This is a genomic window from Ilumatobacter fluminis (genome assembly GCF_004364865.1).
Taxonomy (GTDB): Bacteria; Actinomycetota; Acidimicrobiia; order Acidimicrobiales; family Ilumatobacteraceae; genus Ilumatobacter; species Ilumatobacter fluminis.
The window spans coordinates 3,311,023-3,334,446 of record NZ_SOAU01000001.1; the positions used below are offsets into that span (position 1 = coordinate 3,311,023).

A 23,424-nucleotide genomic window follows, 5' to 3' on the forward strand; every position below is an offset into this window, starting at 1 on the left:
CATCGAGGCAGATCTACGAAAAGGCGATCGCCAGCCCGGCGGCGTTGAAGCCGAAGTGGGCGAGCATCGCCGGCCCGAGCCGTCCGGTGAGGTGCATGGCGCCGCCGAACACCATGCCCGCCATGAACAGACCGGGCAGCTCGACGGGCGCCAGGTGGATCGCAGCGAACCACAGCGACGCGGCCACCAGGCCCGGCCAGCGCCCGATCGTGTCGACCAGCGATCGCTGCAGCAGTCCTCGGTAGACCAACTCCTCGAAGATGGGCGCCCCGATCGCGACCACGAGGACGAGCAACACCACGTCGCCGCCCGATGCGCTGTCGGCGAGGTCACGCGCCCGTTCCTCGAGTGCCTCCTGCGAGAAGGTGTCGGGCCAGAGTTGCTGGAGCGGCCAGTACAGCACCGGTAGGGCTGCGACCTGGGCGATCACGCCGGCCGGGACGGCGAGCAGGTCGACCGGGCGGAACACGACCGCGTAGTCGACCAGGGGCTCACCGGTGCCGAACTGGCGGCTGACGACGAACAGCACCACGCCGAAGGCCGTCCACTGCGCGACCGCCGACACGGAGAGCTGGGGGATCGTGAGGTCCTGGTCGCCCGACAGGTCGACACCCATCGCGGCCAGCGCCAGCCAGGCGAGCAGGAGTCCACCGACGATCCAGCCGGTGACCCAGGCGAAGCCGGCGACTCTGAGTGGGACATGCACGGCGGGGCAGGGTACCGCTGTGGCACCGCCGCCGTTCGACCGCACCGGTCGGACGGCGATCTCGGACGGCGATCTCAGACGGCGATCAGGGCGCTCGCCGGTTCGACGAAGCGCCGGTCACGCAGCTGCCAGCCCTGTGGGGGCGACAGGCGAGCGGCGTGACGCTCACACAGGTCGTAGGCGTGCGGGTCGCGTTCGGCGTGCAGCGGGTCGAGCCACGCCATCGCATGGGCGTAGTCGTAGGTGAGGCTGGCGGTCGCCGCCTCGCTGCATCCCGTCCTCGAACACTGTCTCGCCACGTGTGACACGGTAGATCCTGTGGGCTCGCTGAAGGCGGACCACTTCGCAGCGGCCCCGTTTCGCGGCCGAACGACCGTAGGATTGTGGGGCAATGGACAAGCTGCCTCCGCCTCCACCTCCACCACCACCGGGGAACGGGCGATCGCCTGGTCAGAGGCCCGAGCGGCCCGACCGGCGTCCCACCTCCGGTGGCGACGACGAGGAGCGCGGCTCCACGCCGCCGTGGGTCAAGCGTTGGCTGCCCTGGATCGCGGTCGGCCTGTTCCTCGCGATCGTCCTCGTGCCGGCGTTCACGTCCGGCGACAACGGTGACGAGATCTCCTACTCCGAGTTCATCTCCGAGGTCGCCGCGGGCGACGTCGTGCAGGCCGAATGGGAGAACGAGACCGGCAGCATCACCGGCGAGTTCGACACCGGCGACCGGTTCAACACGACCGGCCAGGCAGCGGGTCCGTCCGACGCCGACGAGGCGACGATCCGTGAGAACGTCCCCGACTTCAACTTCACCCAGCCGAGCAGCAACTGGTTCCTCGGCATCCTCAGCCTGCTCCTGCCGATCCTGCTGATCATCGGTTTCTTCGTCTGGCTCCAGCGCCGTGCGCAGGGCCAGATGGGCAACGTGATGTCGATCGGGCGCAGCAAGGCCAAGGCGTACCAGGCCGACAAGCCGTCCACCACGTTCGCCGACATCGCCGGCTACGAGGGCGTCAAGCAGGAGATCACCGAAGCGGTCGACTTCCTGCGCATGCCCGAGCGATTCCACGAGATCGGCGCCCGCGTGCCGAAGGGCCTGCTGCTGGTCGGCCCTCCGGGCACCGGCAAGACCCTGTTCGCCCGAGCCGTCGCCGGCGAGGCGGGTGTCGGGTTCCTCTCGGTCACCGGCTCCGACTTCATGGAGATGTTCGTCGGCGTCGGTGCCTCCCGCGTCCGCGACCTGTTCCAGCAGGCCCGCCGGATGGGCAAGGCCATCATCTTCATCGACGAGATCGACTCGATCGGCCGCAAGCGTGGTGCCGGTCTGGGTGGCGGTCACGACGAGCGCGAGCAGACCCTCAACCAGATGCTGTCCGAGATGGACGGTTTCGAGACGTCCGAGGGCATCGTCATCATGGCGGCCACCAACCGCCCCGACATCCTCGACCCGGCGCTCCTGCGCCCCGGCCGCTTCGACCGCCAGATCGTCGTGCCGCTGCCCGAGTACGAGGAGCGCAAGGCGATCCTCGAGGTGCACAGCCGCGACAAGCGGATGGGCGGCGACGTCGACCTCGACACGATGGCGCGGGCGACGCCCGGCATGGCCGGCGCCGATCTCGCCAACCTCGTCAACGAGGCGGCGCTCATCGCCGTCCGTCGTGGCTCGAAGGAGATCGAACGGATCGACTTCGAGAACGCCCGCGACCGTGTCGTGCTCGGCGCCCAGCGCGAGTCGCTGATCATGAACGCCGAGGAGAAGCGGGCCACGGCCTACCACGAGGGCGGTCACGCCCTGTTGTCGGTGGTGCTGCCGAACGGCGACCCGCTCCACAAGGTCACCATCCTCCCCCGCGGCATGGCACTCGGCGTCACGTGGAGTCTCCCCCAGGAGCGTCACACGTACTCCAAGGAGTACTTCGAGGACACGATCTGCAAGGCGATGGGCGGCCGCGTGGCCGAGAAGATCGTCTTCGGGCACCTCAACTCCGGCGCCGCCAACGACCTCGAGCAGGCCACCAACATCGGCCGCCGCATGGTCCGCGAGTGGGGCATGAGCGACGAGGTCGGCCCGATGGCGTGGCACAGCCAGCAGCAGGTGTTCCTCGGCGAAGACCTGATGTCGCAGGGCCGCGAGTACTCCGACGAGACGGCCAAGCTGCTCGACGACGAGATCGCCAAGATCCTGCACGGCCAGGAGCAGCGTGCCCATCACCTGCTCACCAAGCACCGCCGTGGCCTCGAACTGATCGCCGAGTCGCTCCTCGAGCACGAGACGATCGACGGACCGGCGGTCGCCCGCCTGATCCAGCAGGGCCTCGACGAGGCCGGCGTCGACGAACAGATCGACGCCAACGTCCTCGGCACCCCCGAGTAACCCGTCGGTTGATGTCAGACATCAACCGACATTCGGCGTTTTCGGGGGTCAGTCGTGGTTGCCGCAGCCGTTGCTCTGGTCGATGCTGCCGGGCTCGCGGGCGTTGGCGATCGCTGCCCACAGGTCGGTGGCGGTGACCGGGCCGAGGAAGGCCCGGTGAACGACTCCGTCGGCGTCGGCGATCACGAGGCACGGCACCGCGTCGATCGAGTAGCGCTCGTGCAGGGCCTTGCGGCTCTGGAACGGCACCACCTCGACGGCCACCTCGTCGCTGCGGACGACCTCGGCCTTGTTGACGACGTCGGCGCACGTGGAGCAGGTCTCCGACGTGAACACGGCGACCAGCCAGCCGTCACCGTCGAAGTCGGCGCGGTCGAGTTGGGCCGGCGCCTCGAACTTCGGCTGGGTCGGCGGGTCGATCGCACGACGTCGGCGGACGACCTCGCCCACGATCGCAGCGATCGCCACGACGGCGACGGCGATGAGCAACCGTTCCATCGGCTCAGCCCTGCGGGATCGCCCACGACGGGGTCCGCAGACCACCGACACCGTTCGGGAACGACCGCTCGACCATGATGCGCGTCGTTCCCTCGACGATCAGCTGGCGTCCGGCGATCAACGGATCGTCGAGATCGAGCGACACGCGCCCGGCGGCGCCGTAGTCGACGTCGATCAGCCCCTCGATCGGAACCGGGCCGGAGGTGCCCACGGCAGACACCGTGACGGTGCCTGGCTCGTTGTCGACGTTGTAGATGACGATCGCCTCGCTCACCGACTCCTCGGGGCCGCGCGGTACGTACCACGTGGAGGCGACGTAGCCGTTGCGGGCCAGCGCACCGGTGAGCACACCGGTGCCGCGCACCTCGCCGTCGGTCTCGGTGATCACCCGATCGACGACGATTGACGGTTCACTCGAGGCCGTGGCGAACACGACCGCGTGACCGCCGTCGGGCAGTCCTTCCTGCGTGCTCGAGTCGTAGGTGACGACCTGGCGGGCGGGCACCTCGATCGGATCGACCAGCACCGGCGTCTCGATGCCGATGAACAGCACGTCGACCTCGACCGACTGCGAGGTCGGGTTGTAGATGACGTACTCCTCGTCGATACCCGGACCGGACGCACCGTTCGAGAACCACCACTGCTCACGGGTCACGGGCGAACCGAGGGAGACCTGGGTGCCCGAGCGGCCGCCGCCGACGAAGTCCTGCGAACGTCCGACGACCAGACGGCCACGCGTCACCTCGACGTCGACCGCCAACACCGGCTCGCTCTGGGCGCCGGCGCCCGGAGCGCCGAGGTCGACGACCCGGATGCTGCGCGGCGGCACCGTGAGACCGCGGTACGAACCCGGCTCGCGGTAGCCCTCCTGCGTCGAGAACGACAGGTTGGCGACCACCGTCTGCTCGAACGGGTTCGTGAGGATGACCTGGTCGATGCTGCCCTCGACGGTGAACCCGTCGGCGAGATACCAGGCGTCGGACGTGGCGTTCGCACACGCGGCGTAGCTGTTTCCATCGGGGCTCAGCGCCACCTGCTCGACGAGCGCACCGCCACCCTCGATCTCGACCACGGCGCCGGTGATCGCGCCGGGCAGGGTCTCGTCGAGGTCGAGCGTCGCCGTCGTCCACGGATCGACGAGCAGATCGAGTCGTCGACTCTCGGCGTCGTCGTTGAGGACGAGCACCGTGCCTTCGAGCGACTGGCCACCGCGGTTGGCGATGACGATCTCACCGTCCACGCCGTCGACGCCCGTCGCCGGCACACCGGGGCAGAACCACGACTCGATGAGACCACCGGCGGCGGGAGCGGACGGCATCCACCCCGCGGTGGTGACGCTGAACTGCGGCACCGACGACTCGGCCGTGTTGCGAGAGGCGACCACGACACCGACGACGGCGACGAGGACGAGCAAGAGTCCGGGCAGTCGGCGCTTCACGATCGATCCTCCGTGGGCTCGCCGCCCGGACCGTCATCCGGTCCGTCATCGGGCACGTCGTCGAGCCACTCCTCGTCGGGCACCTCGATCGCGAGCGTCGGGTCGAGTGCCTCGCCGGCGATGCCGCCGGTCGGGTCGCGGTCGTACACGGTGTCGCCGTGATCGTCCCACTGCTCGTCGAGGTCGATGAGCGTCTCGTCGTGCGCCGGGCCGGAACGGCGGCGCACGAACGGCGCACGGGCGCCCGCGGCGACGACCAAGACGACGAACCACAACGTGAGCTGGGTGGCCGTCCACCAGCCGCGACTCTCGTCGCGGTCGTAGGTGATGCGTCCGGTGCCGGCGGCGTCGACGTCGAACGCCGTGGTCACGCCGAAGCCGGGGCGGCCGGGCACGTCGTCGCCGTCGACCGTCAAGGTGATGCGTTCGTCGTACGGGATGCCGATGTGGACGACGCCGGGGATGACCTGGTTCGCGGCGGTGGGCGGACCGGTGTCGACACCCAGCATCGACGGCTGCGCCTCCAGGTCGACCTGGGCGAGGTTCTCCTCGCCGGCGATGCGCGACGCCTCGGCGGAGGCACCCGTCAGCTGAGCACCGACGGGGATGAAGGCCTGGTTGACGAAGATCTCGAGCGACGGCGGGCCGTAGATCGCCCCGAGATCGAGCTGGTTCTCGAACGCGGCGACGAGACCGTCCGGCAGCGGGAGCGGGTCGGCGGTCGTCGAGTTCGCACCGTCGGCGTACGGGATCACGACGTACCGGATACCGAGCGGCGCCAACAGGCGGCCCGCACGGAGCGTCGAGCCACTCGCGATCAACGCCAGTGCCTCCTCGATCGCCTCGTCACCGCGGGTGTCGGGGACGTAAAACCGGTCGGTGAACTCGAGTGGGCCGTCGTCGGTGACGGCGTAGGCGACGCCCGGCTGGAACGTGCGACCGGGCACCGGGAGGAGACGGGGGTCGCCGACGTACAACGCCCGGTAGTCGCCGGCCGCCGGATCATCGGGCAACTGGGCGGCGAGCAGCGACGCCATCGTGGTGTTCGGGGCGTCCCATCGGCCGTTGCCGACGGCGAGGATCGCCGGGGCGAGCCCGACGATCACGGCGAGGTTGGCGAGTACGGCGACGGGCTGACGCCAGCCGAAGCCTCGGGCCAGCACGTCGGTACCGAAGCCGCCGGCGATCGCCGATGCGCTGAGCGCCAGACCGAGCGCGATCGGCGGTGCGAGCAGCATCGGGTCGATGTCGAGGCCGATCACGTCCCATTCGACGGCGATCAGCGCGGCGCCGAACACGACGACGAGTGCCGCAGCACGGACGCTCCAGGTGAAGCGCCAGGCGCGGGTGATCGCCACCGCAGCGATGACCGGCACGTACAGCGCCAACGCCAGCACGACGAAGCGCTGGTCGTCGGTGCCGAGCGTCGCGATGTCGGCGATCGAGCGCCCGGTCGAGCCCGACGCCTCCGGGCTCCACAGCGCGCCCTGCATCCACTCGAGGCTCCACGGCAGGTTCAGGACGAAGGCGACGACGACCGAGATGGCGGTGGCACCGCTCAGCCAGGCCGCGACCTTCCACGAGCCACCGGCGATCAGCGTCGCGACTCCGAGCACGAGTCCGACGACGGCCCACAGCACGATGACGACGGGCACGAACGCCGTGGCGACGCCCAGTACGAGGCTCAGGAAGCCGATCGCACGGACGCGGTGGCGCCAGCCGACCGGTGCGATGCCGTCGGTGATGTCGAGGTCGACGACGGTCGGGTCGGCCGGCTCGAGGCCGGCGGCGCGGCGCACGAGGTGGACGAGCCAGGGCAGTGCCGCGTACCAGGCGATCGTCGACCAGTCACCGTGCCCGAGCAGCCCTGGCACCAGCGGGGTCCCGACGTAGACCACCATGCCGGCGATCCGCGCCCGGTTGAGCGGGAACACGGTCACGAGGCGCCAGGCACCGAGCGCTCCGACGAGATAGCCGCCGACGATCGAGAACATCAGCAGCGCCTGCATCCGGAACAGCGTGAGCACCGAGGCGCCGGCCATCACGACCCAGCCGGTCGGCAGCGGCGACGCCGAACCGAACGACCGGCCGTCGAAGCTGGACCGATAGTCGGTGAGCAGGTCGCCGGGACTCTCGGGGAACGGCAGGAACTCGCCGACCGACGGCACGCCCCCGCGGATGAACTGGCGGCTGCCGATCACGATGGCCAGCACGACCAGGAACCAGGCGAGCGGCGGTCCGAACGAAGCCTCGCGCCACCGCCGGACGGTGCTGTCGGCGCCGACGTACGTCGTCGTCTCCTTGCCGCGCAGGTACGACGTCAGGCGCGAACTGCCGCGGTCTTGAAGGCTCAGCACCTCGCGTTCGTGCACGATCCGCTGACCGGCGATCGCTCGCCGACGCTTGACGATCGACCCGGTGCGCGGGATCAGCCCGCCGAGCGCCCGCAGCGAGGCGAGCGCCTCGCCGAACCGGCCGGTGAAGAGGCCGACGACGAGTTCGACCATGGTCAGCAGGACCATCTGGATCGAACGCCCGAGCAGTCGCGACGCCCCCGTGAGGGTGGCGACGACCCGCATCCGGTGCCGGGCCCGCATCGTGCGGTGCGGCAGGTCGGGTCGGCGCAGCTCGAGCTGTTCGCGGTGGCGGACGACGGCATCGGGCACGACGACCACCCGGGCCCCCGTCATGTGGGCACGCCAGCACAGGTCGACGTCGTCGCCGTGGAACGTGATGGCCGGGTCGAAGCCGCCGAGGGTGCGGAAGAGGTCGGCACGGACGAGGAAGCAGGCCGACGGCAGGACGAACACGTCGCGAACGGCGTCGTGCTGCTCCTGGTCGAACTCGCCCGGCTCGATGATGCTGTCGACCTCGCCGAAGCGGTCGAGGCCGAGGCCGACGTGCTGGAGACGCCGGGGCTCGTCCCAGTCGACGAGCTTGGGCCCGACGACACCGGCGTTCGAGCGGAACAGTTCGGCGACGAGCACCCGAACGGTGTCGGGTGCGAGGGCGACGTCGTCGTGACAGATCAGGAAGAAGCCGTTGTCGCCCTCGACGAGTCGCAACACCTCGTTGGCACCGGCGCCGAACCCGATCGTGCCGGGCAGGGTGCGGATGAACGCGCTCGGGAGCACGTCGCGAATGCGCGCCGAGATGTCCGCCGCACGGCCGTCGTCGCGCTCGGTGAGCAGGAAGAGGGTGCGGAAGTTGGCGTAGTCCTGGGCGGCGAGCGATGCGAGGGTCTCGTCGAACCAGTCACCCGGTTCGTGCACGACCATCACGGACACGACCGACGGAACGAGTTGGGGGTCCGTCTCCACGATGGATCGAGGCTACTCCCGCGCGGTGCCGAGTTGGCGGCGGATCGACCTCGAGGGGCTCGACGCACGCGAACGCTGTTACCGACGTCACAGCCCCTTCAACCGGAAATCCCGTCGAAGTGCTTGCAATAGTTAGCACTCTGAGGCACACTTGCAATCACACCGCCGGAACCCGAAAGGCACCACCATGATCGACATCACCGCCCTCGACCCCCGCAAGCTCGACCTCCAGAAGCTCGACGTCACCAAGATCGACTTCACGAACCTCGACCTGTCGAAGCTCGACCCCCGCAAGGTGGAACTCCCCGAGTTCGACATGCCCACGTTCGACTTCCCGAAGTTCGAGATGCCCGAGATCGACCTGCCGAAGTTCGATATGCCGAAGTTCGACCTGCCGAAGTTCGACATGCCCGAGATCGACGTGCCGGCCGAGGTCGACCGCGTCGCCGACTTCGTCCGTGACGTCACCTACGCCGGCATCGGCGCCTGGGTGATCGCCGCCCAGAAGGTCGACAGCGAGGTCCGCAAGCTCGCCACCAAGGCCGCCTGAACCGACCGACATCGCGCGGGCCGAACGCCCGCACCGTCCCCCCACGAAGCGCAGGACGGCGGATAACGTAGAGACCTCGTGTCCTCGTCCGCCTCTCCTGCGCTTCGTCGCGTCCCCCTCCCCGAAGGCACCCTGCCGGTCGGCCTGAGCCTGCTCGTCGCGGGCATCGCGACGTACGCCTTCTTCATCGTCGGCGAGCAGGCACTCGGCAGCGAAGAGGCGTTCGCCCCGATCGTCTCGCTCTGGTTCGCGACCTTCTCGCTCGCTCCCGGCTTCTTCCTCCCGCTCGAGCAGGAGATGGGTCGAGCGCTCTCGCACCGCAAGGCCCGCGCCGAAGGCGGGCTCCCCGTCGTCAAGCGCCTCGTCACCCTCGGCGCGATCATCGTCGGGCTCGTTCTCGTCGCGATCCTGTTCGCGAGCCCGATCATCACGTCCGAGTACTTCGACGGCGACTGGTGGATGTTCGCCGCGCTCGCGACCGCGTTCGTCGCCTACGCACCCGCTCACCTGGCCCGCGGCATCTGTGCCGGTACCGGTCGCTTCACGTCGTACGCGATCGTCATCAGCTCCGACGGCATCGTCCGCATCGTCGCCTGCGTGGCGCTGGCGGCGATCGGCATCACCGCCGCCGGGCCCTATGGCTTCGCCGTGGCGCTCGCCCCGCTCGTGCCCGTCACCTACGTCGGGCTCCGCGGCCAGCTCCGCACCAAGCCCGGTCCGCCCGCCGAATGGCAGGAGGTCAGCCAGAACCTCGGCTGGCTGCTCGTCGGCACCGTGTGCGCAGCGGCGTTGCTCAACGCCGGCCCGGTCACGGCCACCCTCCTCGCCGGCCCGAACGAGCAGGGCCTCGTCGCACGATTCGGCTACGGCGTGCTGCTCGCCCGCATCCCGCTCTTCCTGTTCCAGGCCGTCCAGGCCGCCCTGCTCCCGCGGCTGTCGCGCCTCGCGGCCAAGGGCGAGTTCGCCGAGTTCCGCGATGGTCTCCGCAAGCTGATGTACCTCGTCGCCGCGGTCGGCGTCGTCGGGACCGCCGGTGCGTTCATCATCGGCCCGTTCGTGATCGAAACCGTGTACGACACCGAACTGTCGGGCCGCACCCTCGCCATGCTCGCCCTGTCGAGCGCCATCTACATGGCCGGGCTCGCCACCGCGCAGGCCGTCATTGCCCTCCAGGGCCACAAATGGGTCGCACTCGGGTGGAGCGTCGGCGTGGTGATGTTCGTCCTCGGCACGTGGCTGTCGAGCGACCTGCTGTTCCGCCGGATCGAGATCGGCCTCGTGATCTCGAGCGCATCGGCGCTCGCGATCTTCGCGTTCGCGCTGCGTCAGAAGCTGTCGTCGGGGGCGACGCCCACGAGCGACTCGGTGATGGACGCCATCACCGACATGCCCGTCGAGGGCTGACGCTCAGCCGGCCCGGCCGGCGACCGCCACGGCGATCTCTGCTGCCACCCTCGCGTTGTTCTCGGCCAGTGCGAGGTTGGCCGGCACGCTCTCGCCGGCGGTCGCCTCACCGATCCGGCCGAGCACGAACGGCGTGACGGCGGCACCGCCGATGCCGGCGGCGTCGGCGTCGGTCAACGCCTGGGCCAGCACACCGTCGAGCGTGTCGGCGTCGAGCGCGTCGCCCTCGGGGATCGGCACGGCCACGAGCATGCCCGAGCGGTCGCGGCTGCGGGCGGCCAGGATCGCGGCGACCTCGTCGGCCGACTCGACGCGATGCGGCACCGGGACGCCCGACGATCGCGTGTAGAACGCCGGGAAGTCGTCGTGGCGCCACCCGAGGACGGGCACGCCGACGGTCTCGAGGTACTCGAGCGTCCGGGGCAGGTCGAGGAACGCCTTGGCACCGGCGCTGACGGTGATCACCGGATGATGTGCCATCGCGTCGAGGTCGGCGCTGATGTCGCCGGTGAGTTCGGCGCCGCGGTGCACGCCCCCGATCCCGCCCGTGGCGAACACGCTCACACCGGCGTGGGCGGCGAGGGCCACCGATGCCGAGACCGTCGTCGCACCGAACGCCCAGCCCTGGCCGATCGCCACGGCGAGATCGCGCTCGGCGGCTTTGCGGGCCGGGCCGAGGATGCGGGCGTGCTCGTCGGCCGACAGGCCCACTCGGGGCACCCCGTCGAGCACCGCCGTGACGGCGGGGACCGCTCCCCCGTCGACGATCGCCGACAGGCACCGGTCGAGCGCCTCCCGGTTGTTCGGCGACGGCAGACCGAGATGGGAGAAGATCGTCGACTCGAGCGCCACCACGGGCGCACCATCGGCGAGAGCGGCAGCGACGTCGTCGGAGAGAACCGGGGAGATCACCCGGACAGTCTGCCGGGCGGCGACCGACGCGCTACACCGCGACGAACCGCGTGACGCATTCGACGTGGTGCGTGTGCGGGAACAGATCGAGCACCTCGGTGCCGTCGTGGCGATACCCGTGCTGGTGCAACAGCGCCGTGTCGCGGGCCGCGGCGACCGGGTCGCAGCTGATCAGCACCACGACGGGAGCGCCGGCACTCACGATGGCCGCCGTGCCGGGTCGCCCGAGACCGGAGCGGGCCGGATCGGCGATCACGACGTCGATGTCGAGGCCGTCGGGCCGACGCCACCGGCCGACCTGGTCGAACTCGACGGCAGCACGACGGTCGGCGAGGTTGTGCATCGCGTCGGCGACCGCAGTCCGCGAGCTCTCGACCGTCATGAGGTACGACGCCGGGTCGGTGGCGGCGAGCGCGAACAGCCCGACGCCGGCGTAGGCGTCGAGCACCGCCCCGGCACCGGCGAGTTCGGGCGCCGCACGCTTGACGGCGTCGACGAGCAGCTCCGCGGCCGCCGGCCCACTCTGGAAGAACGATCCGGCCGACACGCGGAAGTCGTGGCCGGCGACCCGCTCGGTCAGCTGGGCCTTGGCCCCCACCCCCACGTCGGCGGGCAGGCTCTGCACGTCGCCGCGCCGGCGATCCCAGCGGGCGGTCCGCTCGCCGGTGGCGGCCGACACCCGGAGCGTTACCTCGAGCCCGGCGTCGATCACGATCGAGTCGAGCAGCGAGCGCAGTGCGGGATGCGCCACGAGGCACCCGGTGGCCGGCACCAGATCGTGCGACCGGTCGGCACGATACGACGGCCGCCCGTCATGGTCGCCGACGACACGGATCGTCGTGCGGTAGCCGTCGGGGTCGACGGCGGCACCGCGGGTGATGATCGCGTCGGGCAGTTTGGCGGTGCGACGGAACGCGTCGTGCACGATCTCGACCTTGTGCGGGAGCTGCGAGACGACGGCCAGCTCTTGCCAGTCGCACCCGCCACACCCGAGGCGACGTTGCGGGCAGGGAGACTCGACCCGCTCCGACGACGCCACGACGACCTCGCCGACGACGGCGCGACTCCAGCCGTCCTTGCGTTCCGTCGTGGTGGCCAACACCTCGTCGCCGGGCACGGCGCCACGGACGAACACGACCTTGCCGTCGGGCTCGTGGGCCATGGCCTCGCCGCCGGCGATGTACCGCTCTGCTCGCAAGGTGGTGCGGTCGTCGGGCGTGGTCACCCGTTCGAGCCTAGGCAGACCGGTCGCTCGTTCGCGATGCTGGTGCCATGAGCAACCCCGACGAGCAGTGGTACTGGGACCTGCGCCGCGAGCAGGCGGTGCCGGCCGACGAGCGCGGACCCGCCGAGGACATGATGGGGCCGTACGCCACCAAGGGCGAGGCCGAGAACTGGCAGGCCAAGGTCGAGCAGCGCAACGAAGCCTGGGACGACGACGACGAGGAATGGGAGTCGTGGGGAGAGAACGACGAGGACGACTGACCCGCCACGTCGGCGAGTAGGTTCGCTCCCGTGACACGACCGATCCAGATCGTCCCGTCCGTCCTCCCCGCCGACTTCGCCCGCCTCGGTGACGAGGTCGCCGCGCTCGAGGCCGCCGGCGTCGACCTCGTCCAGTGGGACGTGATGGACGGCCAGTTCGTCCCCAACCTCACCTTCGGGCCCGACGTCATCGCGGCAGCGCGATCTCACTGCTCCGTGCCGTTCGAGGCGCACCTGATGGTGTTGACGCCCGACGCGATGGCACAGCAGTACGTCGACGCCGGATGCTCGCGCCTGATCGTGCACGCCGAGACCGCGCCGCACCTGCACCGCACCCTCGACAACATCAACGGCATGGGTGCCCGTGCCGCCGTGGCGCTCAACCCGGCGACGCCGGCGTCGGCGATCGAGCACGTGCTCGACCTGGTCGACCTCGTCCTCGTGATGACCGTCAACCCCGGGTTCGGCGGTCAGGCCTATATCGCCACCATGGAGCGCAAGATCGCCGAGGTCAGGGCGATGCTCGACGAACGAGGGTTGAGCGACAGCGTCGACCTCGAGGTCGACGGCGGCATCGGCCCGGCGACGATCGAAGGCGCCGTTCGAGCGGGCGCGAACGTCCTGATCGCCGGAAGCGCGCTCTACAAGGACCCCGACGGCCTCGAGCACGCCGTGTCGCACCTGCGGTCGCTCGCCGAGGGCGCTCGCGCCTGACGGCGCGAAACCCTGCGACACCCCGCCCGTACGCTCGGAACCATGTCCGTTCGGTGCACCCCCGTGTTCGCCCCCGACGCCATCCAGGCGTTGGCCGCGGCCGTTCGCGCCGCGAAACAGGGCAACCCGCTCGCGCCGGTCACGGTGATCGTCCCCACCAACGCCGTGGGCGTCACGGCGCGGCGCCGGCTCGGCGCCGACGGTGGCGTGGCTGCCATCGAGCTCGTCACGCCCGGCCGCCTCGCCGAGCGCATCGCCGGCGCCGACCTGGCAGCAGCAGGCCGCCGTCCGGTCAGCACCCCGCTGATCGACATCACGGTCCGCGAGGTGCTGCGGCACGCACCCGGCCACTACGAATCCGTCGCCGACCACCCGTCCACGGTGACGAGCCTGCGCAACCTCCACCGCGAACTGCGGTTGGCCGGTCCGCTCGGTGCCGCGGCGCTCCGGGGCGCGTCGGCTCGTGGACGCGAGGCAGCGCGGGTGTCGTCGATGGTGTCCGAGCGGCTCGCCGCTCACTGGTTCGACGAGGCCGACCTGATCGCAGCGGCGATCGAGCGCATCCGGGCCGGCGAGCGTCCGTTCGAACGGGCGGTGGTGTTCCTCCCCCGCGTCGACCGTGGTCTCCCGGCCGACCTGCTACGCGCCATCGGCGACGTCACCGATCTCCAGGTCCTCGTCGAGTGGACCGGCATCGCGTCGGTCGACGCCGAGACGGTCGACTTCGCCACGGCGCTCGGCGCCTCGGTCGATCCCGTCGCCGATGCCATCCCGGTCGTGCCGGCCGACACACGCGTCGTGTCCACCACCGACGCCGACGAAGAGGTCCGCCACGCCGTCCGGCAGCTGGTCGACGCGGCACGCAGCGGCACCCCGTTCGCCCGCATGGCGCTCGTGTGGCCCACCGACCGTCCGTACGCCCGCCTCGTCGAACACCACCTCGGCGTCGCCGGTCTGCCCTGGAACGGCCGACCCGGCACGCTGGTCACCGAGCGGCTCGTGCCGCGATTCCTGCTCGACCTGCTCGATCTCGACCGACGCGGCCTGCGGCGATCGGAGCTGTTCGACCTGCTCGCCGACGTCCCGATCAACGGTCCCGACGGCGCGCGAGTGTCCGTCGCCGCATGGGAACGCCGGGCGCGCGCCGCCGGCGTCAGCACCGACGCCCACTGGACGCCCCGGCTCGCAGCCCACGCCGCCGCCATGCGGGCCACCGAGCGCGAGCGTCACGCCGACGACGCCGAAGCGCTGTCCGCGTTCGTCGACGACCTCCGGCGCGACCTGGGGCCGCGCTCGCGCACCCGCAGCTGGAGCGACTGGGCCGAGTGGTGCGAACGCCAGGTGCTGTATCGCCTCGGCCGTTCGGTGCTCGACCAACTCGACGAAGCCGAGCGCCTCGCGTCCGACCATGCCAACCGTGTGCTCGACCGCCTGCGCTACCTCGACACCGTCGGCAAACCCGTCACGCGCAGCGAGTTCCGCGCCGCCTTCGCCGCCGAGTTCGAGGCCGCCCCGGGCCGTCTCGGCCGCTTGGGCGACGGCATCACCATCGGATCGTTGGCGGGCACGGTCGGTCTCGGCGCCGATCTCACCATCGTGCTCGGCGCCGCCGACGGGCTCCTGCCTCCCCCGCCCCCGTCCGACCCGCTGATCTCCGACGCCGACCGGCGCGCTGCCGGGCTCGGCTCTGCCGACGCTCGCGCCAACCGGATCCACCGCAGCTTCCTGTCTCACGCCACCACGTCGGCGACGCTCATCGTGCACACACCGCGTGGCGACCTGCGAGCCACCACCGACCGACTGCCGTCGCGCTGGATCGCCGAGCACCTCCCGTCGGTCTCGCCCCACTCGGTCCCGAGCCACCACGCAGGCCTCGTCGCCTGCGAGTTCCCCGGCTCCGCTCCCGAGCACCGACTGCGGGCACGGGCCGTCGCCGCGGCGAGCGGCGTCGATGCACTCGTCGCCGGGTGCGCCGACGATCCCGCTGCGATCCGCGGACTCCGTCTCCGTGCGAGTCGCCGCAGCGACCGGGTCACCGAGTTCGACGGCGACCTGAGTTCGGTGACGATCGATCACTTCCCACGTCCGGTGTCCGCGTCGCAGATCGAGCTGTGGCCGTCGTGCCCGCACGCGTACTTCATGCGGTACCTGCTCGGGGTCCGCCCGATCGACGACCCGACCGACGAGCTCGGTCTGTCACCGATGGAGCGCGGCAACGTCATCCACGACACGCTCGACGTGTTCCATCGTCGGGTCATCGCCGGCGACATTCCCCAGCCCGGGCCCGACGGCTGGTCGCCCGAGGCGACGGCTGCACTCGAGCAGATCTTCACCGAGACGGCCGATCGCTTCGAGCAGACCGGCCGCACCGGCCGCGCCGCCAACTGGTTTCTCCAGCGGCCCTCGGTGCGAGCCGAGCTGTTCAACTGGTTCGTCCGTGACGGACGACTCGCCGGCTCACGGGGCGCACGGGTCGTCCACTCCGAGCTGCGATTCGGTCGCGCTCCCGACGTCGAGGTGTCGCTCCCGCTCGGCGACGGGCGTCAGCTCGCCGTGTTCGGCGCCGCCGACCGGATCGACCGAACGGCCACCGGCGAACTCGTCATCGTCGACCACAAGACCGGCAAGGCCGACAAGTTCAAGAAGATCGACCGCACCGACCCGACCGAGGGTCGGACGAAGTTCCAGCTGCCGATCTACGCGGCGGCAGCACTCGCCACGATCGGCGAAGCGCCGGGTTCGACGCCTGTCCGGGCCGAATACGGATTCTTCGATCGTGGCAACTACGAGCGCTACGGCTACTCGTTCGACGACGAGGTCTGGAATCAGGTGACCGACGACCTCCGGTGGCTGGTCGACGGCATCGAGTCAGGGCTGTTCCCCGCCATCACCGAGCCGCCGAAGTTCACGTTCTACGTCGACTGCCACTACTGCGACCCCGACGGTCTCGGTGTCGACGAGCGCTACGCCGACTGGAGCCGCAAGCAGGACGACCCGCGGCTGGTGGCCGTGTTCGCCGACGACGGGGCCGACGAGCAGGGAGCCGAACGATGAGCGCACCGATCGACCAGCCCGCACGCGACCGCATCGCAACCGACCTCACGGCCAATCTGTTCGTCGAGGCCGGTGCCGGCGCCGGCAAGACCACCAGCCTCGTCGGCCGCATCGTCGGCCTCGTCCGGTCCGGGATCGACATCGGGTCGATCGCCGCGATCACCTTCACCGAGAAGGCGGCGGCCGAGCTGCGCCACCGGCTGCGGAACGAACTCGCCGCGGCCGGCGAGCACGCTGCGGTGGCCGCACTCGACCATGCCCCGATCGGCACCCTGCACGCCTTCGCCCGACGGCTCCTGAACGACTTCCCGATCGCCGCCGAGCTGCCACCCGGGTTCACCGTGCTCGACGAGCTCGAGAGCCACCTGGCATCCGAGGAACGGTGGGAAGCACTCGTCGACCGACTCCTCGACGACGCCGAACCCGTCGAGGGCGTGGTCGCCGGCGGGAGCGAGCTGGTCGAGTTGTGCCAGCTCGACAACTTCCGCCTCGAGAGCGGCGGACGCCGACTCGCCGACAGCTTCCACGACAACTGGGACCTCGTCGAGACTCGGGTCGATCGGAGCGATCCGGCGCCGTGGCAGCTCGACGCCGATCCCTTCTTCCGGCGGGTGCTCGCCCTGTGCGACACACCGGTGCCCGATGACGACAAGCAGGCCGGCCGCCTCGCCGAACTCCGCAGCAGCGCCACCGCCGGGCTCGAGGCCACCCGCCTGGGCGAGCGCGTCGCCCGGCTGGTCCAGCTCGAAGACCGCTGCGAGAAGGTCAAACGCTGCGGCTCGAAGACGACGTGGAAGAAAGCAGGTCTCGACCCCGAGGGCCTCGACATCCTCCGCTCCGACCAACTCGAACTCGCTGCCGAGGCTCGCGACCTCCTGGCGACGGTTCGCGAACGACGGCGGGTCGTGCTGGGTGCCGTGTTCGGGCGATGGGTGCTCGACGCCGCTCGCGAACGCGCTGCGGCCGGCACGCTCGAGTTCCACGATCTCCTGGTGCTCGCCCGTCGGCTCGTCGCCCGCCACCCCGACATCCGCCGGGCACTGCACGAGCGCTACACCCGCATCCTGCTCGACGAGTTCCAGGACACCGACCCGATCCAGCTCGAGATCGCCGTCCGGCTCACCGCCGCACCCGACGACCCGGCCCACGACACCGACTGGCGCGCCTTGCGCCCGCTCCCCGGTCGGCTGTTCATCGTCGGCGACCCGAAACAGTCGATCTACCGGTTCCGCCGCGCCGACATCGCCCAGTACATGCAGGCCGCCGACCAGGTCGGCGCCGACACCGAGGTCCTGTCGGCCAACTTCCGGTCGTCGCGTCCGGTGCTCGACTGGGTCAACGCCGTCTTCGGCGAACTGATCACCGAACAGCCCGACGCCCAACCCGCTTATCAAGCCCTCACGCCCGGCCGACGCCACTTCCTCGAACACGGCTCGGTCACCGTCTTCGGGGTCGACGAGCACGACGACCTCGGACGCAGCAAGGCCGACGAGATCCGTCGCCGTGAGGCGGCCGACGCCGCCGACGCCGTGGCCACCGCGCTCGTCGAGGGGTGGCAGGTCACCGAGGGCGACCAGATCCGTCCGTGCCGACCCGGCGACATTACGGTGCTGCTCCCGGCTCGCACCTCGCTGCCGGCGCTCGAGTCGGCTCTCGACGAACGCGGCGTCCCGTACCGGGCCGAGAACAGTTCGGTCGTCTACGCCACCACCGAGATCCGACACCTCATGCTCGCGTTGCGCGCTGCCGCCGACCCGACCGACGAACTCGCCCTGGTCGCCGCGCTCCGCACCCCGCTCTACGGCTGTAGCGACGTCGAGCTGTACGAATGGAAGGCCGCCGGCGGGCGGTGGACCGTCTGGTGGCGCCCCGACGACGACACCCCGGCTGCGCTGGTCGACCATCCGGTCGGCGAGGCGTTGCAACATCTCGGATCGCTCGCCCGCCGGGCGAGCCGGATGAGCCCATCCGACCTGCTGTCGGCGCTCGTCGACGAGCGACGCGCCCTCGACGTCGCACTCGACCGACCCGATGCCCGAGACGTGTGGCGTCGCGTTCGCTACGTCGTCGACCAGGCCCGGGCCTGGAGCGACGCCGGCGGCCACGGGCTGCGGCGCTACCTCGCCTGGGTACACCTGCTCGCCAGCGAGAGCCGCAACGCCGACACGATCCTGCCCGAACACGACGACGACGCCGTGCGCATCATGACCGTGCACGCCGCGAAGGGCCTCGAGTTCCCGATCACGGTCGTGTCGGGCATGACCACGAAGCCGCACGCCACGAAGTCGAACGCCGTGGTGTGGCATCAGGACACCTGGACCATCTCCAACACATCGACGCCCGACCCGGTCTTCGAGGACTTCATCCCGATCGACGAGCAGATGAGCGACGCCGAGCGTCGTCGCCTCCTCTACGTGGCGTGCACGCGCGCCGTCGATCACCTCGTGGTGTCGCTGCACCGCTACCCCGACAGCAAGCCCGGCGAGACCGCCGAGAGCGGCCGGTTGCTCGTCGCCAACGGTGCCGCCGACGAGGCAGCCGGGGCGACCGCGCTGTCGCCGACGTCCGAACGGTTCGTGCTCGACCGCGCCGATGCCCCCGAACTCGACTGGCCCGGGTACGACGAATGGGAAACCGAGCGTCGGCGGGCGATCGCCGACGCGCGATTCCGGCCGAGCGTCAGCGCGACGTACCTCGCCGGCGAGGCCGACACCGACCCCGGTCTCGACAAGGGCGCGGTCGACCTCGACCTCCCGCCGTGGCAGCGCGGCCGGTACGGCACCGCCGTCGGCCGTGCGGTGCACGCCGTGCTCCAGTACGCCGATCTCCGCACCGGGGGCGACGTCGACGCCGAGGCGGCAGCACAGTGCGCGGCCGAAGGCATCGTGGGGATGGACGACACCGTCGCCGACCTCGCCCGGTCGGCGATCGCCGCCCCGATCGTGCAGCGGGCGCTCGAACTGCCCCACCATCGCGAGCTGTTCGTCGCCGCACCGGTCGGTGGCCGCACGGTCGAGGGCTATCTCGATCTGTTCGTCGAGACGCCGGGCGGCGGCATCATCGTCGACTACAAGACCGACCAGTGGCCCGACGACCCCGACGACGCACAGCGCGCCGACCGGGTCGCCCGCTACCGCAAGCAGCTGGCGGTCTACGGCGTGGTGGTCGAGCAGTTGCTGGGCGCGCCGGTCGAGGCGGCGATGCTGGTCCGTTGTCGCCCCGACGGCCCCGCCGAGGAGATCGTCATCGACCGGTGGCCGGAGGCACTCGACGAGGCACGGGGCCTCATCGCCGAGACGGTCTGACGGCGTTGAACAGGCCGCTGAGGCTGAGCCGGAACGTCGCGAGGGCGAAGATCGCGCCGAACGCGAGGCCGATCGGCACCAGGACGGCGCCGAGGATCCGGATCCGGGCGTCGAAGAACGGCTGCAGCAGGCTGGTCTCGATCGTGGTGCCGTCGACGTGCAGGGTCCGCATCGGATCGTCGAACTCGGGACAGTCGACGTCGGTCTCCGACACACCGATGACCTCGTCACCCCCGAAGTTCTCAATCGGGTCGGTCACCTTCGAGGTGAGCAGGCCGAGGTCGGGGTGGACGACTGCCGACACGAGATACGTCTCGCCGTCGTCGAGGTACTGGGCGTCGAGGCCGTACCGGACGTCGACCAGGTCGTCGTCGAACCCGAACGGGGCGGGGTTGCCGGCCCGGATCCGGTCGATCTCGAATCGGATCGTGCGGTAGTCACGATCGACGACCTCACCGACGAACACCACGTGCGGGGCGGTCGGTGCAGTGCACCCCTCCGGCACCGGTACCAGGGGGTCGGAGGCGGCCGGTGAGAGCCCGAGAAGGCCGACCAGCGCTGCTCGCCACATGTTTTCCGAAGATACTGGCGATACTGGGAGCGATGGGGTACAACCCGCAACGAAAGTTCAAGGCCCGCCCGACCGACTACATCGTCTTGGCGATCGGGATGCTCACCGCCGCCGCACTGGTCGTGTGGGGCTTCATGAGCTGACGTGATCATTCGACGAGCTGCGTCGTCAGAAGGCGCTCTCGGGCGTCAGAACGCCGCTTCGTAGTGGGTGAGGGTGACCCCGTCGATCGCGATCACGTCGAACCGGACGTCGACCGCCGGCGAACCGGCAGCCCGGAGCCAGCTCTCGGCGAGGGTGCGGACCTGGGTCTGCTTGGCGGGCGTCACGGCAGCCACGGCACCACCGGGCGAGCCACTGCGGCGGGCCTTCACCTCGCAGAACACGACGAGGTCGTCGAGTCGGGCGACGAGATCGATGTCACCACGCAGCTCGACCTCGGGCGCGCGCCACTGCTGGTCGACGATGTCGAAACCGAGCGACCGCAGATGGCGAGCCGCTCGGGACTCTCCCCAGGCACCGCGTGCCTGGTTCGAGCGATCGAGCGTCAGAACTCGCGCTTCTCGCGGACCTTGGCGGCCTTGCCGATACGGTCGCGCAGGTAGTAGAGCTTGGCGCGACGCACGTCGCCACGCTTGACGACCTCGATCTTCTGGACCGTGGGGGCGTGGATCGGGAAGGTGCGCTCGACTCCGACGCCGTAGCTCAGCTTGCGGACCGTGTAGGTCTCCTGCAGGCCGCTGCCCTGGCGCTTGATGACGTTGCCCTGGAACACCTGGACGCGCTCCTTGCCACCCTCGACCACGCGCACGTGGACCTTGAGTTCGTCACCGGGGAAGAACTCGGGGATGTCGTCGCGGAGCGAATCGTTGTCGATGATGTCGGTCGTCTTCATGGGTCTCTCTCGATCTCGGGCCGTCCGGGCAGGTGCGTGCCACAGGGGCGGATCAATGATACGGGTGAGGTGGGAACTCTTCCAACAACGCGCGGTCGTCATCTGTGAGACCACCGCGGGCGTCGATCAGGTCGGGGCGGGCCGCGATCGTGCGGTGGAGGGCCTGGGCGTGGCGCCAACGGGCGACGCGGGCGTGATCGCCACTGCGGAGGACGTCGGGCACCGACCACCCCCGGAAGTCGGCAGGCCGGGTGAAATGGGGCTCCTCGAGCAACCCGGACGCCCCGAAACTCTCGGTGACCGGGCTCTCGGCGTTGCCCATCGCGCCCGGGAGCAGGCGCACGACGGCCTCGACGACCAGGCAGGCAGCGACCTCGCCGCCGTTCAGCACGACGTCGCCGATGCTGAGCTCGTCGTCGACGAGATGCCGGCGGACCCGATGGTCGACACCTTCGTAGCGTCCGCAGAGCAGGCTGAACCCGTCGAGCTCGGCCAGCTCGCGAGCCATGCCCTGGTCGAAGGTGCGGCCGCCGGGACCGAGCAGGAAGAGGGGTCGGGGTGGATCGGCTGCCTCGACGGAGGCGAACAGGGGCTCCGGCTTCATCAACATGCCGGCGCCGCCACCGAAGGGTGCATCGTCGACCGTGCGATGGACGTCGGACGTGTGATCGCGCGGGTCGTGGAGGCGCAGATCGAGCAGGTCGTTGTCGCGCGCCTTGCCGAGCAGGCTGTCGGAGCAGAAGCCGTCGACCAGGCCCGGGAACAGGGTGAAGACGTCGATCCGCACCGGATCAGCCCTCGATCAGGTCGAACAGGCCCTCGGGCGGATCGATCGTGACGACGACCGGGTCGGCGTCGCGATCGATGCCGGTGACGAACGTGGCCGGCACCAGCGCACCCGAGTCGAGTTCGAGCAGGTCGGCGGCCGGGTTGTCGATCACCGAGACGCAGCTGCCACGGCGGGTGCCGTCGGTCTCGACCACGTCGGCACCGATGATGAGGTGGATCCAGAGCGCCTCGGCGTCGTCGATCGGCTCGGCGTAGAGGACCGCGCCGGTCAGTGCTTCGGCTTCGGTGCGACCGTCGACGCCGGTGAGGTGCACTCGGAAGCGACGGTTGGCCCGGTTCGAGCGTTCGATCGTGTACCAGGTGCCGCGTGCCCACAGCCGGGCCCCGACGTCGGCCCGTTCGGTGCGGTCGGTGGTGAGGTCGACGAACAGGTCGCCACGCACCCCGTGCGCCCGCCCCAACTTCCCGACCTCCAACAACCCCTCCGGCACGACATCACGCATGCCCCCAAACGTACCGTCGGTTGGGGTCAGACCTCATCCCACGAAAACGCAGAATCCCGGACCCTCAACGGGTCCGGGACCTGGAACTTCTTCTGGTTTCCGCTCCGAGTCAGATCGTTCGAGCGCAAGGCAGGCGAGCCCCGAGTTGCCTTCCGGCAACGAGCGGGCGATGCCAACGCAGCGATCGGGCGATCTGGCCGGAGCGGTCAGTCCAAGAACTCGATGTCGAGCTCTACGCCGTCCTTGCTCGCCGCGGCTCGGGTGACCGTGCGGATGCTCGCAGCGGTGCGGCCGCGACGGCCGATCACGCGACCGAGATCGCCGTCGGCGACACGGACGTCGAGACGGAGCTTGCCCTCGTCGGTGACCTCGTCGACCGTGACCGAATCGGGATTGTCGACGATCGAGGTGACGATGTGGGTCAGGACGGCAACGGCGGTGGGTGCAGCCTGGTCGCTCACTTGGCGGCCTTGTACTGCTCCATCGCGCCCGAGATCTCGAGCAGCTTGGCCACTCGCTCGGTCGGCTGGGCACCCTCGCTCAACCACTTCACGGCCTTGTCGTTGTCGACGGTGAGGCCGGAGGGCTCCTGACGGGGGTCGTAGTGACCGAGAATCTCGATGAAACGACCGTCGCGGGGCGAACGGGCGTCGGCCGCGACGATGCGGTACTGGGGCTGCTTCTTCTTGCCGACTCGTGTGAGGCGCAGCTTGACTGCCATGAACTGTCTCCTACAGGCGAATTTGAGAACCACGAAAGGTTAGCGGCGTCCGGCGCGAATCCGAACGCCTCACTTTCGTGAGGGGTCCGGTGACCGATGTCTCACACAGTCCGAGTATCCGCCACACGCCGTTCACGAAGCCGACACACGAGTTCCGTACCGTCGCGAACGACCACCCACACCAGACGGAG

General features: G+C 70.2%; 21 protein-coding genes. 7 read left to right on the forward strand and 14 right to left on the reverse strand.

Annotation, left to right across the window (positions count from 1 at the left end):
• Positions 1-13: 13 nt before the first annotated feature.
• Positions 14-706, reverse strand: a complete 693-nt coding sequence (locus BDK89_RS14970; protein ID WP_133869712.1) for a CPBP family intramembrane glutamic endopeptidase — start codon at positions 704-706, stop codon at positions 14-16.
• Between the two features lie 74 nt (positions 707-780).
• Complete coding sequence (locus BDK89_RS14975; RefSeq protein WP_133869713.1) at positions 781-1,005, reverse strand: DUF3499 family protein; 225 nt, start codon at positions 1,003-1,005, stop codon at positions 781-783.
• A gap of 92 nt (positions 1,006-1,097) precedes the next feature.
• Here BDK89_RS14975 and ftsH point away from each other — a divergent pair, with 92 nt between their 5' ends.
• A complete protein-coding gene (gene ftsH / locus BDK89_RS14980; RefSeq protein ID WP_133869714.1) occupies positions 1,098-3,074 on the forward strand; it encodes an ATP-dependent zinc metalloprotease FtsH in 1,977 nt (658 codons plus the stop codon).
• Positions 3,075-3,122: 48 nt separating this feature from the next.
• Here ftsH and BDK89_RS14985 read toward each other — a convergent pair whose 3' ends face one another.
• From BDK89_RS14985 to BDK89_RS14995, 3 genes are read right to left on the reverse strand one after another with little or no spacing between them, the layout of a single operon-like run.
• Positions 3,123-3,572, reverse strand: a complete 450-nt coding sequence (locus BDK89_RS14985) for a thioredoxin domain-containing protein (RefSeq protein WP_133869715.1) — start codon at positions 3,570-3,572, stop codon at positions 3,123-3,125.
• Between the two features lie 4 nt (positions 3,573-3,576).
• Positions 3,577-5,010 (reverse strand): DUF5719 family protein, encoded by a 1,434-nt coding sequence (locus BDK89_RS14990; RefSeq protein ID WP_133869716.1) that lies wholly within the window; start codon positions 5,008-5,010, stop codon positions 3,577-3,579.
• Positions 5,007-8,330 (reverse strand): glycosyltransferase, encoded by a 3,324-nt coding sequence (locus tag BDK89_RS14995; RefSeq protein WP_133869717.1) that lies wholly within the window; start codon positions 8,328-8,330, stop codon positions 5,007-5,009. The genes BDK89_RS14990 and BDK89_RS14995 overlap by 4 nt, the downstream gene beginning before the upstream one ends.
• Before the next feature lie 187 nt (positions 8,331-8,517).
• Between BDK89_RS14995 and BDK89_RS15000 the strand changes: the two genes are divergently transcribed.
• Together BDK89_RS15000 and BDK89_RS15005 are read left to right on the forward strand one after the other, a co-directional pair.
• Positions 8,518-8,880: a hypothetical protein gene (locus tag BDK89_RS15000; protein ID WP_133869718.1), complete on the forward strand. Its 363-nt coding sequence runs from the start codon at positions 8,518-8,520 to the stop codon at positions 8,878-8,880.
• A 78-nt stretch (positions 8,881-8,958) separates the two neighbouring features.
• Positions 8,959-10,284, forward strand: coding sequence for a lipopolysaccharide biosynthesis protein (locus tag BDK89_RS15005; RefSeq protein ID WP_133869719.1), 1,326 nt, complete (start codon positions 8,959-8,961; stop codon positions 10,282-10,284).
• Positions 10,285-10,287: 3 nt separating this feature from the next.
• On the opposite strand, the gene BDK89_RS15010 is transcribed toward BDK89_RS15005, so the two are convergent.
• Together BDK89_RS15010 and BDK89_RS15015 are read right to left on the reverse strand one after the other, a co-directional pair.
• The gene (locus BDK89_RS15010; protein WP_208294084.1) at positions 10,288-11,196 is read right to left on the reverse strand and encodes a pseudouridine-5'-phosphate glycosidase; all 909 of its coding nucleotides are present in this window, start codon (positions 11,194-11,196) and stop codon (positions 10,288-10,290) included.
• Positions 11,197-11,227: 31 nt separating this feature from the next.
• Entirely contained in the window at positions 11,228-12,421 is a 1,194-nt protein-coding gene (locus BDK89_RS15015) for a class I SAM-dependent RNA methyltransferase (RefSeq protein WP_133869720.1), read from the reverse strand.
• Positions 12,422-12,468: 47 nt separating this feature from the next.
• On the opposite strand from BDK89_RS15015, the gene BDK89_RS15020 reads away from it, so the two are divergent.
• From BDK89_RS15020 to BDK89_RS15035, 4 genes are read left to right on the forward strand one after another with little or no spacing between them, the layout of a single operon-like run.
• Positions 12,469-12,681, forward strand: a complete 213-nt coding sequence (locus BDK89_RS15020) for an SPOR domain-containing protein (RefSeq protein ID WP_133869721.1) — start codon at positions 12,469-12,471, stop codon at positions 12,679-12,681.
• A gap of 30 nt (positions 12,682-12,711) precedes the next feature.
• Positions 12,712-13,395 (forward strand): ribulose-phosphate 3-epimerase, encoded by a 684-nt coding sequence (gene rpe / locus BDK89_RS15025; protein ID WP_133869722.1) that lies wholly within the window; start codon positions 12,712-12,714, stop codon positions 13,393-13,395.
• Between the two features lie 42 nt (positions 13,396-13,437).
• Positions 13,438-16,449 carry a PD-(D/E)XK nuclease family protein gene (locus BDK89_RS15030; RefSeq protein WP_133869723.1) on the forward strand — a complete coding sequence of 1,004 codons (3,012 nt, stop codon included), beginning with the start codon at positions 13,438-13,440 and terminating at the stop codon, positions 16,447-16,449.
• Positions 16,446-19,754, forward strand: a complete 3,309-nt coding sequence (locus tag BDK89_RS15035) for a UvrD-helicase domain-containing protein (protein WP_133869724.1) — start codon at positions 16,446-16,448, stop codon at positions 19,752-19,754. The genes BDK89_RS15030 and BDK89_RS15035 overlap by 4 nt, the downstream gene beginning before the upstream one ends.
• On the opposite strand, the gene BDK89_RS15040 is transcribed toward BDK89_RS15035, so the two are convergent.
• The 7 genes from BDK89_RS15040 to rpsP form a co-directional block, all read right to left on the reverse strand.
• Positions 19,735-20,325, reverse strand: coding sequence for a hypothetical protein (locus tag BDK89_RS15040; RefSeq protein ID WP_133869725.1), 591 nt, complete (start codon positions 20,323-20,325; stop codon positions 19,735-19,737). The genes BDK89_RS15035 and BDK89_RS15040 overlap by 20 nt on opposite strands.
• A gap of 188 nt (positions 20,326-20,513) precedes the next feature.
• Positions 20,514-20,876 (reverse strand): YraN family protein, encoded by a 363-nt coding sequence (locus BDK89_RS15045; protein ID WP_133869726.1) that lies wholly within the window; start codon positions 20,874-20,876, stop codon positions 20,514-20,516.
• A complete protein-coding gene (gene rplS, locus BDK89_RS15050; RefSeq protein ID WP_133869727.1) occupies positions 20,873-21,220 on the reverse strand; it encodes a 50S ribosomal protein L19 in 348 nt (115 codons plus the stop codon). The genes BDK89_RS15045 and rplS overlap by 4 nt, the downstream gene beginning before the upstream one ends.
• A 52-nt stretch (positions 21,221-21,272) precedes the next feature.
• Complete coding sequence (gene trmD, locus BDK89_RS15055) at positions 21,273-22,007, reverse strand: tRNA (guanosine(37)-N1)-methyltransferase TrmD (RefSeq protein ID WP_133869728.1); 735 nt, start codon at positions 22,005-22,007, stop codon at positions 21,273-21,275.
• A gap of 4 nt (positions 22,008-22,011) precedes the next feature.
• A complete protein-coding gene (locus tag BDK89_RS15060; protein ID WP_133869729.1) occupies positions 22,012-22,512 on the reverse strand; it encodes a ribosome maturation factor RimM in 501 nt (166 codons plus the stop codon).
• 206 nt (positions 22,513-22,718) lie between these two features.
• Entirely contained in the window at positions 22,719-22,973 is a 255-nt protein-coding gene (locus BDK89_RS15065; RefSeq protein WP_133869730.1) for a KH domain-containing protein, read from the reverse strand.
• On the reverse strand, positions 22,970-23,233 hold the full coding sequence (rpsP, locus tag BDK89_RS15070; RefSeq protein ID WP_133869731.1) for a 30S ribosomal protein S16: 264 nt from the start codon (positions 23,231-23,233) through the stop codon (positions 22,970-22,972). The genes BDK89_RS15065 and rpsP overlap by 4 nt, the downstream gene beginning before the upstream one ends.
• Between the last annotated feature and the right edge of the window lie 191 nt (positions 23,234-23,424).

Excerpts from the sequence above, each read along its gene's own strand:
- ftsH (WP_133869714.1), top strand. The coding sequence starts at position 1,098 with ATGGACAAGCTGCCTCCGCCTCCACCTCCACCACCACCGGGGAACGGG.
- BDK89_RS14985 (WP_133869715.1), bottom strand. The coding sequence starts at position 3,572 with ATGGAACGGTTGCTCATCGCCGTCGCCGTCGTGGCGATCGCTGCGATC.
- BDK89_RS15000 (WP_133869718.1), top strand. The coding sequence starts at position 8,518 with ATGATCGACATCACCGCCCTCGACCCCCGCAAGCTCGACCTCCAGAAG.
- BDK89_RS15020 (WP_133869721.1), top strand. The coding sequence starts at position 12,469 with ATGAGCAACCCCGACGAGCAGTGGTACTGGGACCTGCGCCGCGAGCAG.
- BDK89_RS15030 (WP_133869723.1), top strand. The coding sequence starts at position 13,438 with ATGTCCGTTCGGTGCACCCCCGTGTTCGCCCCCGACGCCATCCAGGCG.
- BDK89_RS15035 (WP_133869724.1), top strand. The coding sequence starts at position 16,446 with ATGAGCGCACCGATCGACCAGCCCGCACGCGACCGCATCGCAACCGAC.
- BDK89_RS15040 (WP_133869725.1), bottom strand. The coding sequence starts at position 20,325 with ATGTGGCGAGCAGCGCTGGTCGGCCTTCTCGGGCTCTCACCGGCCGCC.
- rplS (WP_133869727.1), bottom strand. The coding sequence starts at position 21,220 with ATGAAGACGACCGACATCATCGACAACGATTCGCTCCGCGACGACATC.
- BDK89_RS15060 (WP_133869729.1), bottom strand. The coding sequence starts at position 22,512 with ATGCGTGATGTCGTGCCGGAGGGGTTGTTGGAGGTCGGGAAGTTGGGG.
- rpsP (WP_133869731.1), bottom strand. The coding sequence starts at position 23,233 with ATGGCAGTCAAGCTGCGCCTCACACGAGTCGGCAAGAAGAAGCAGCCC.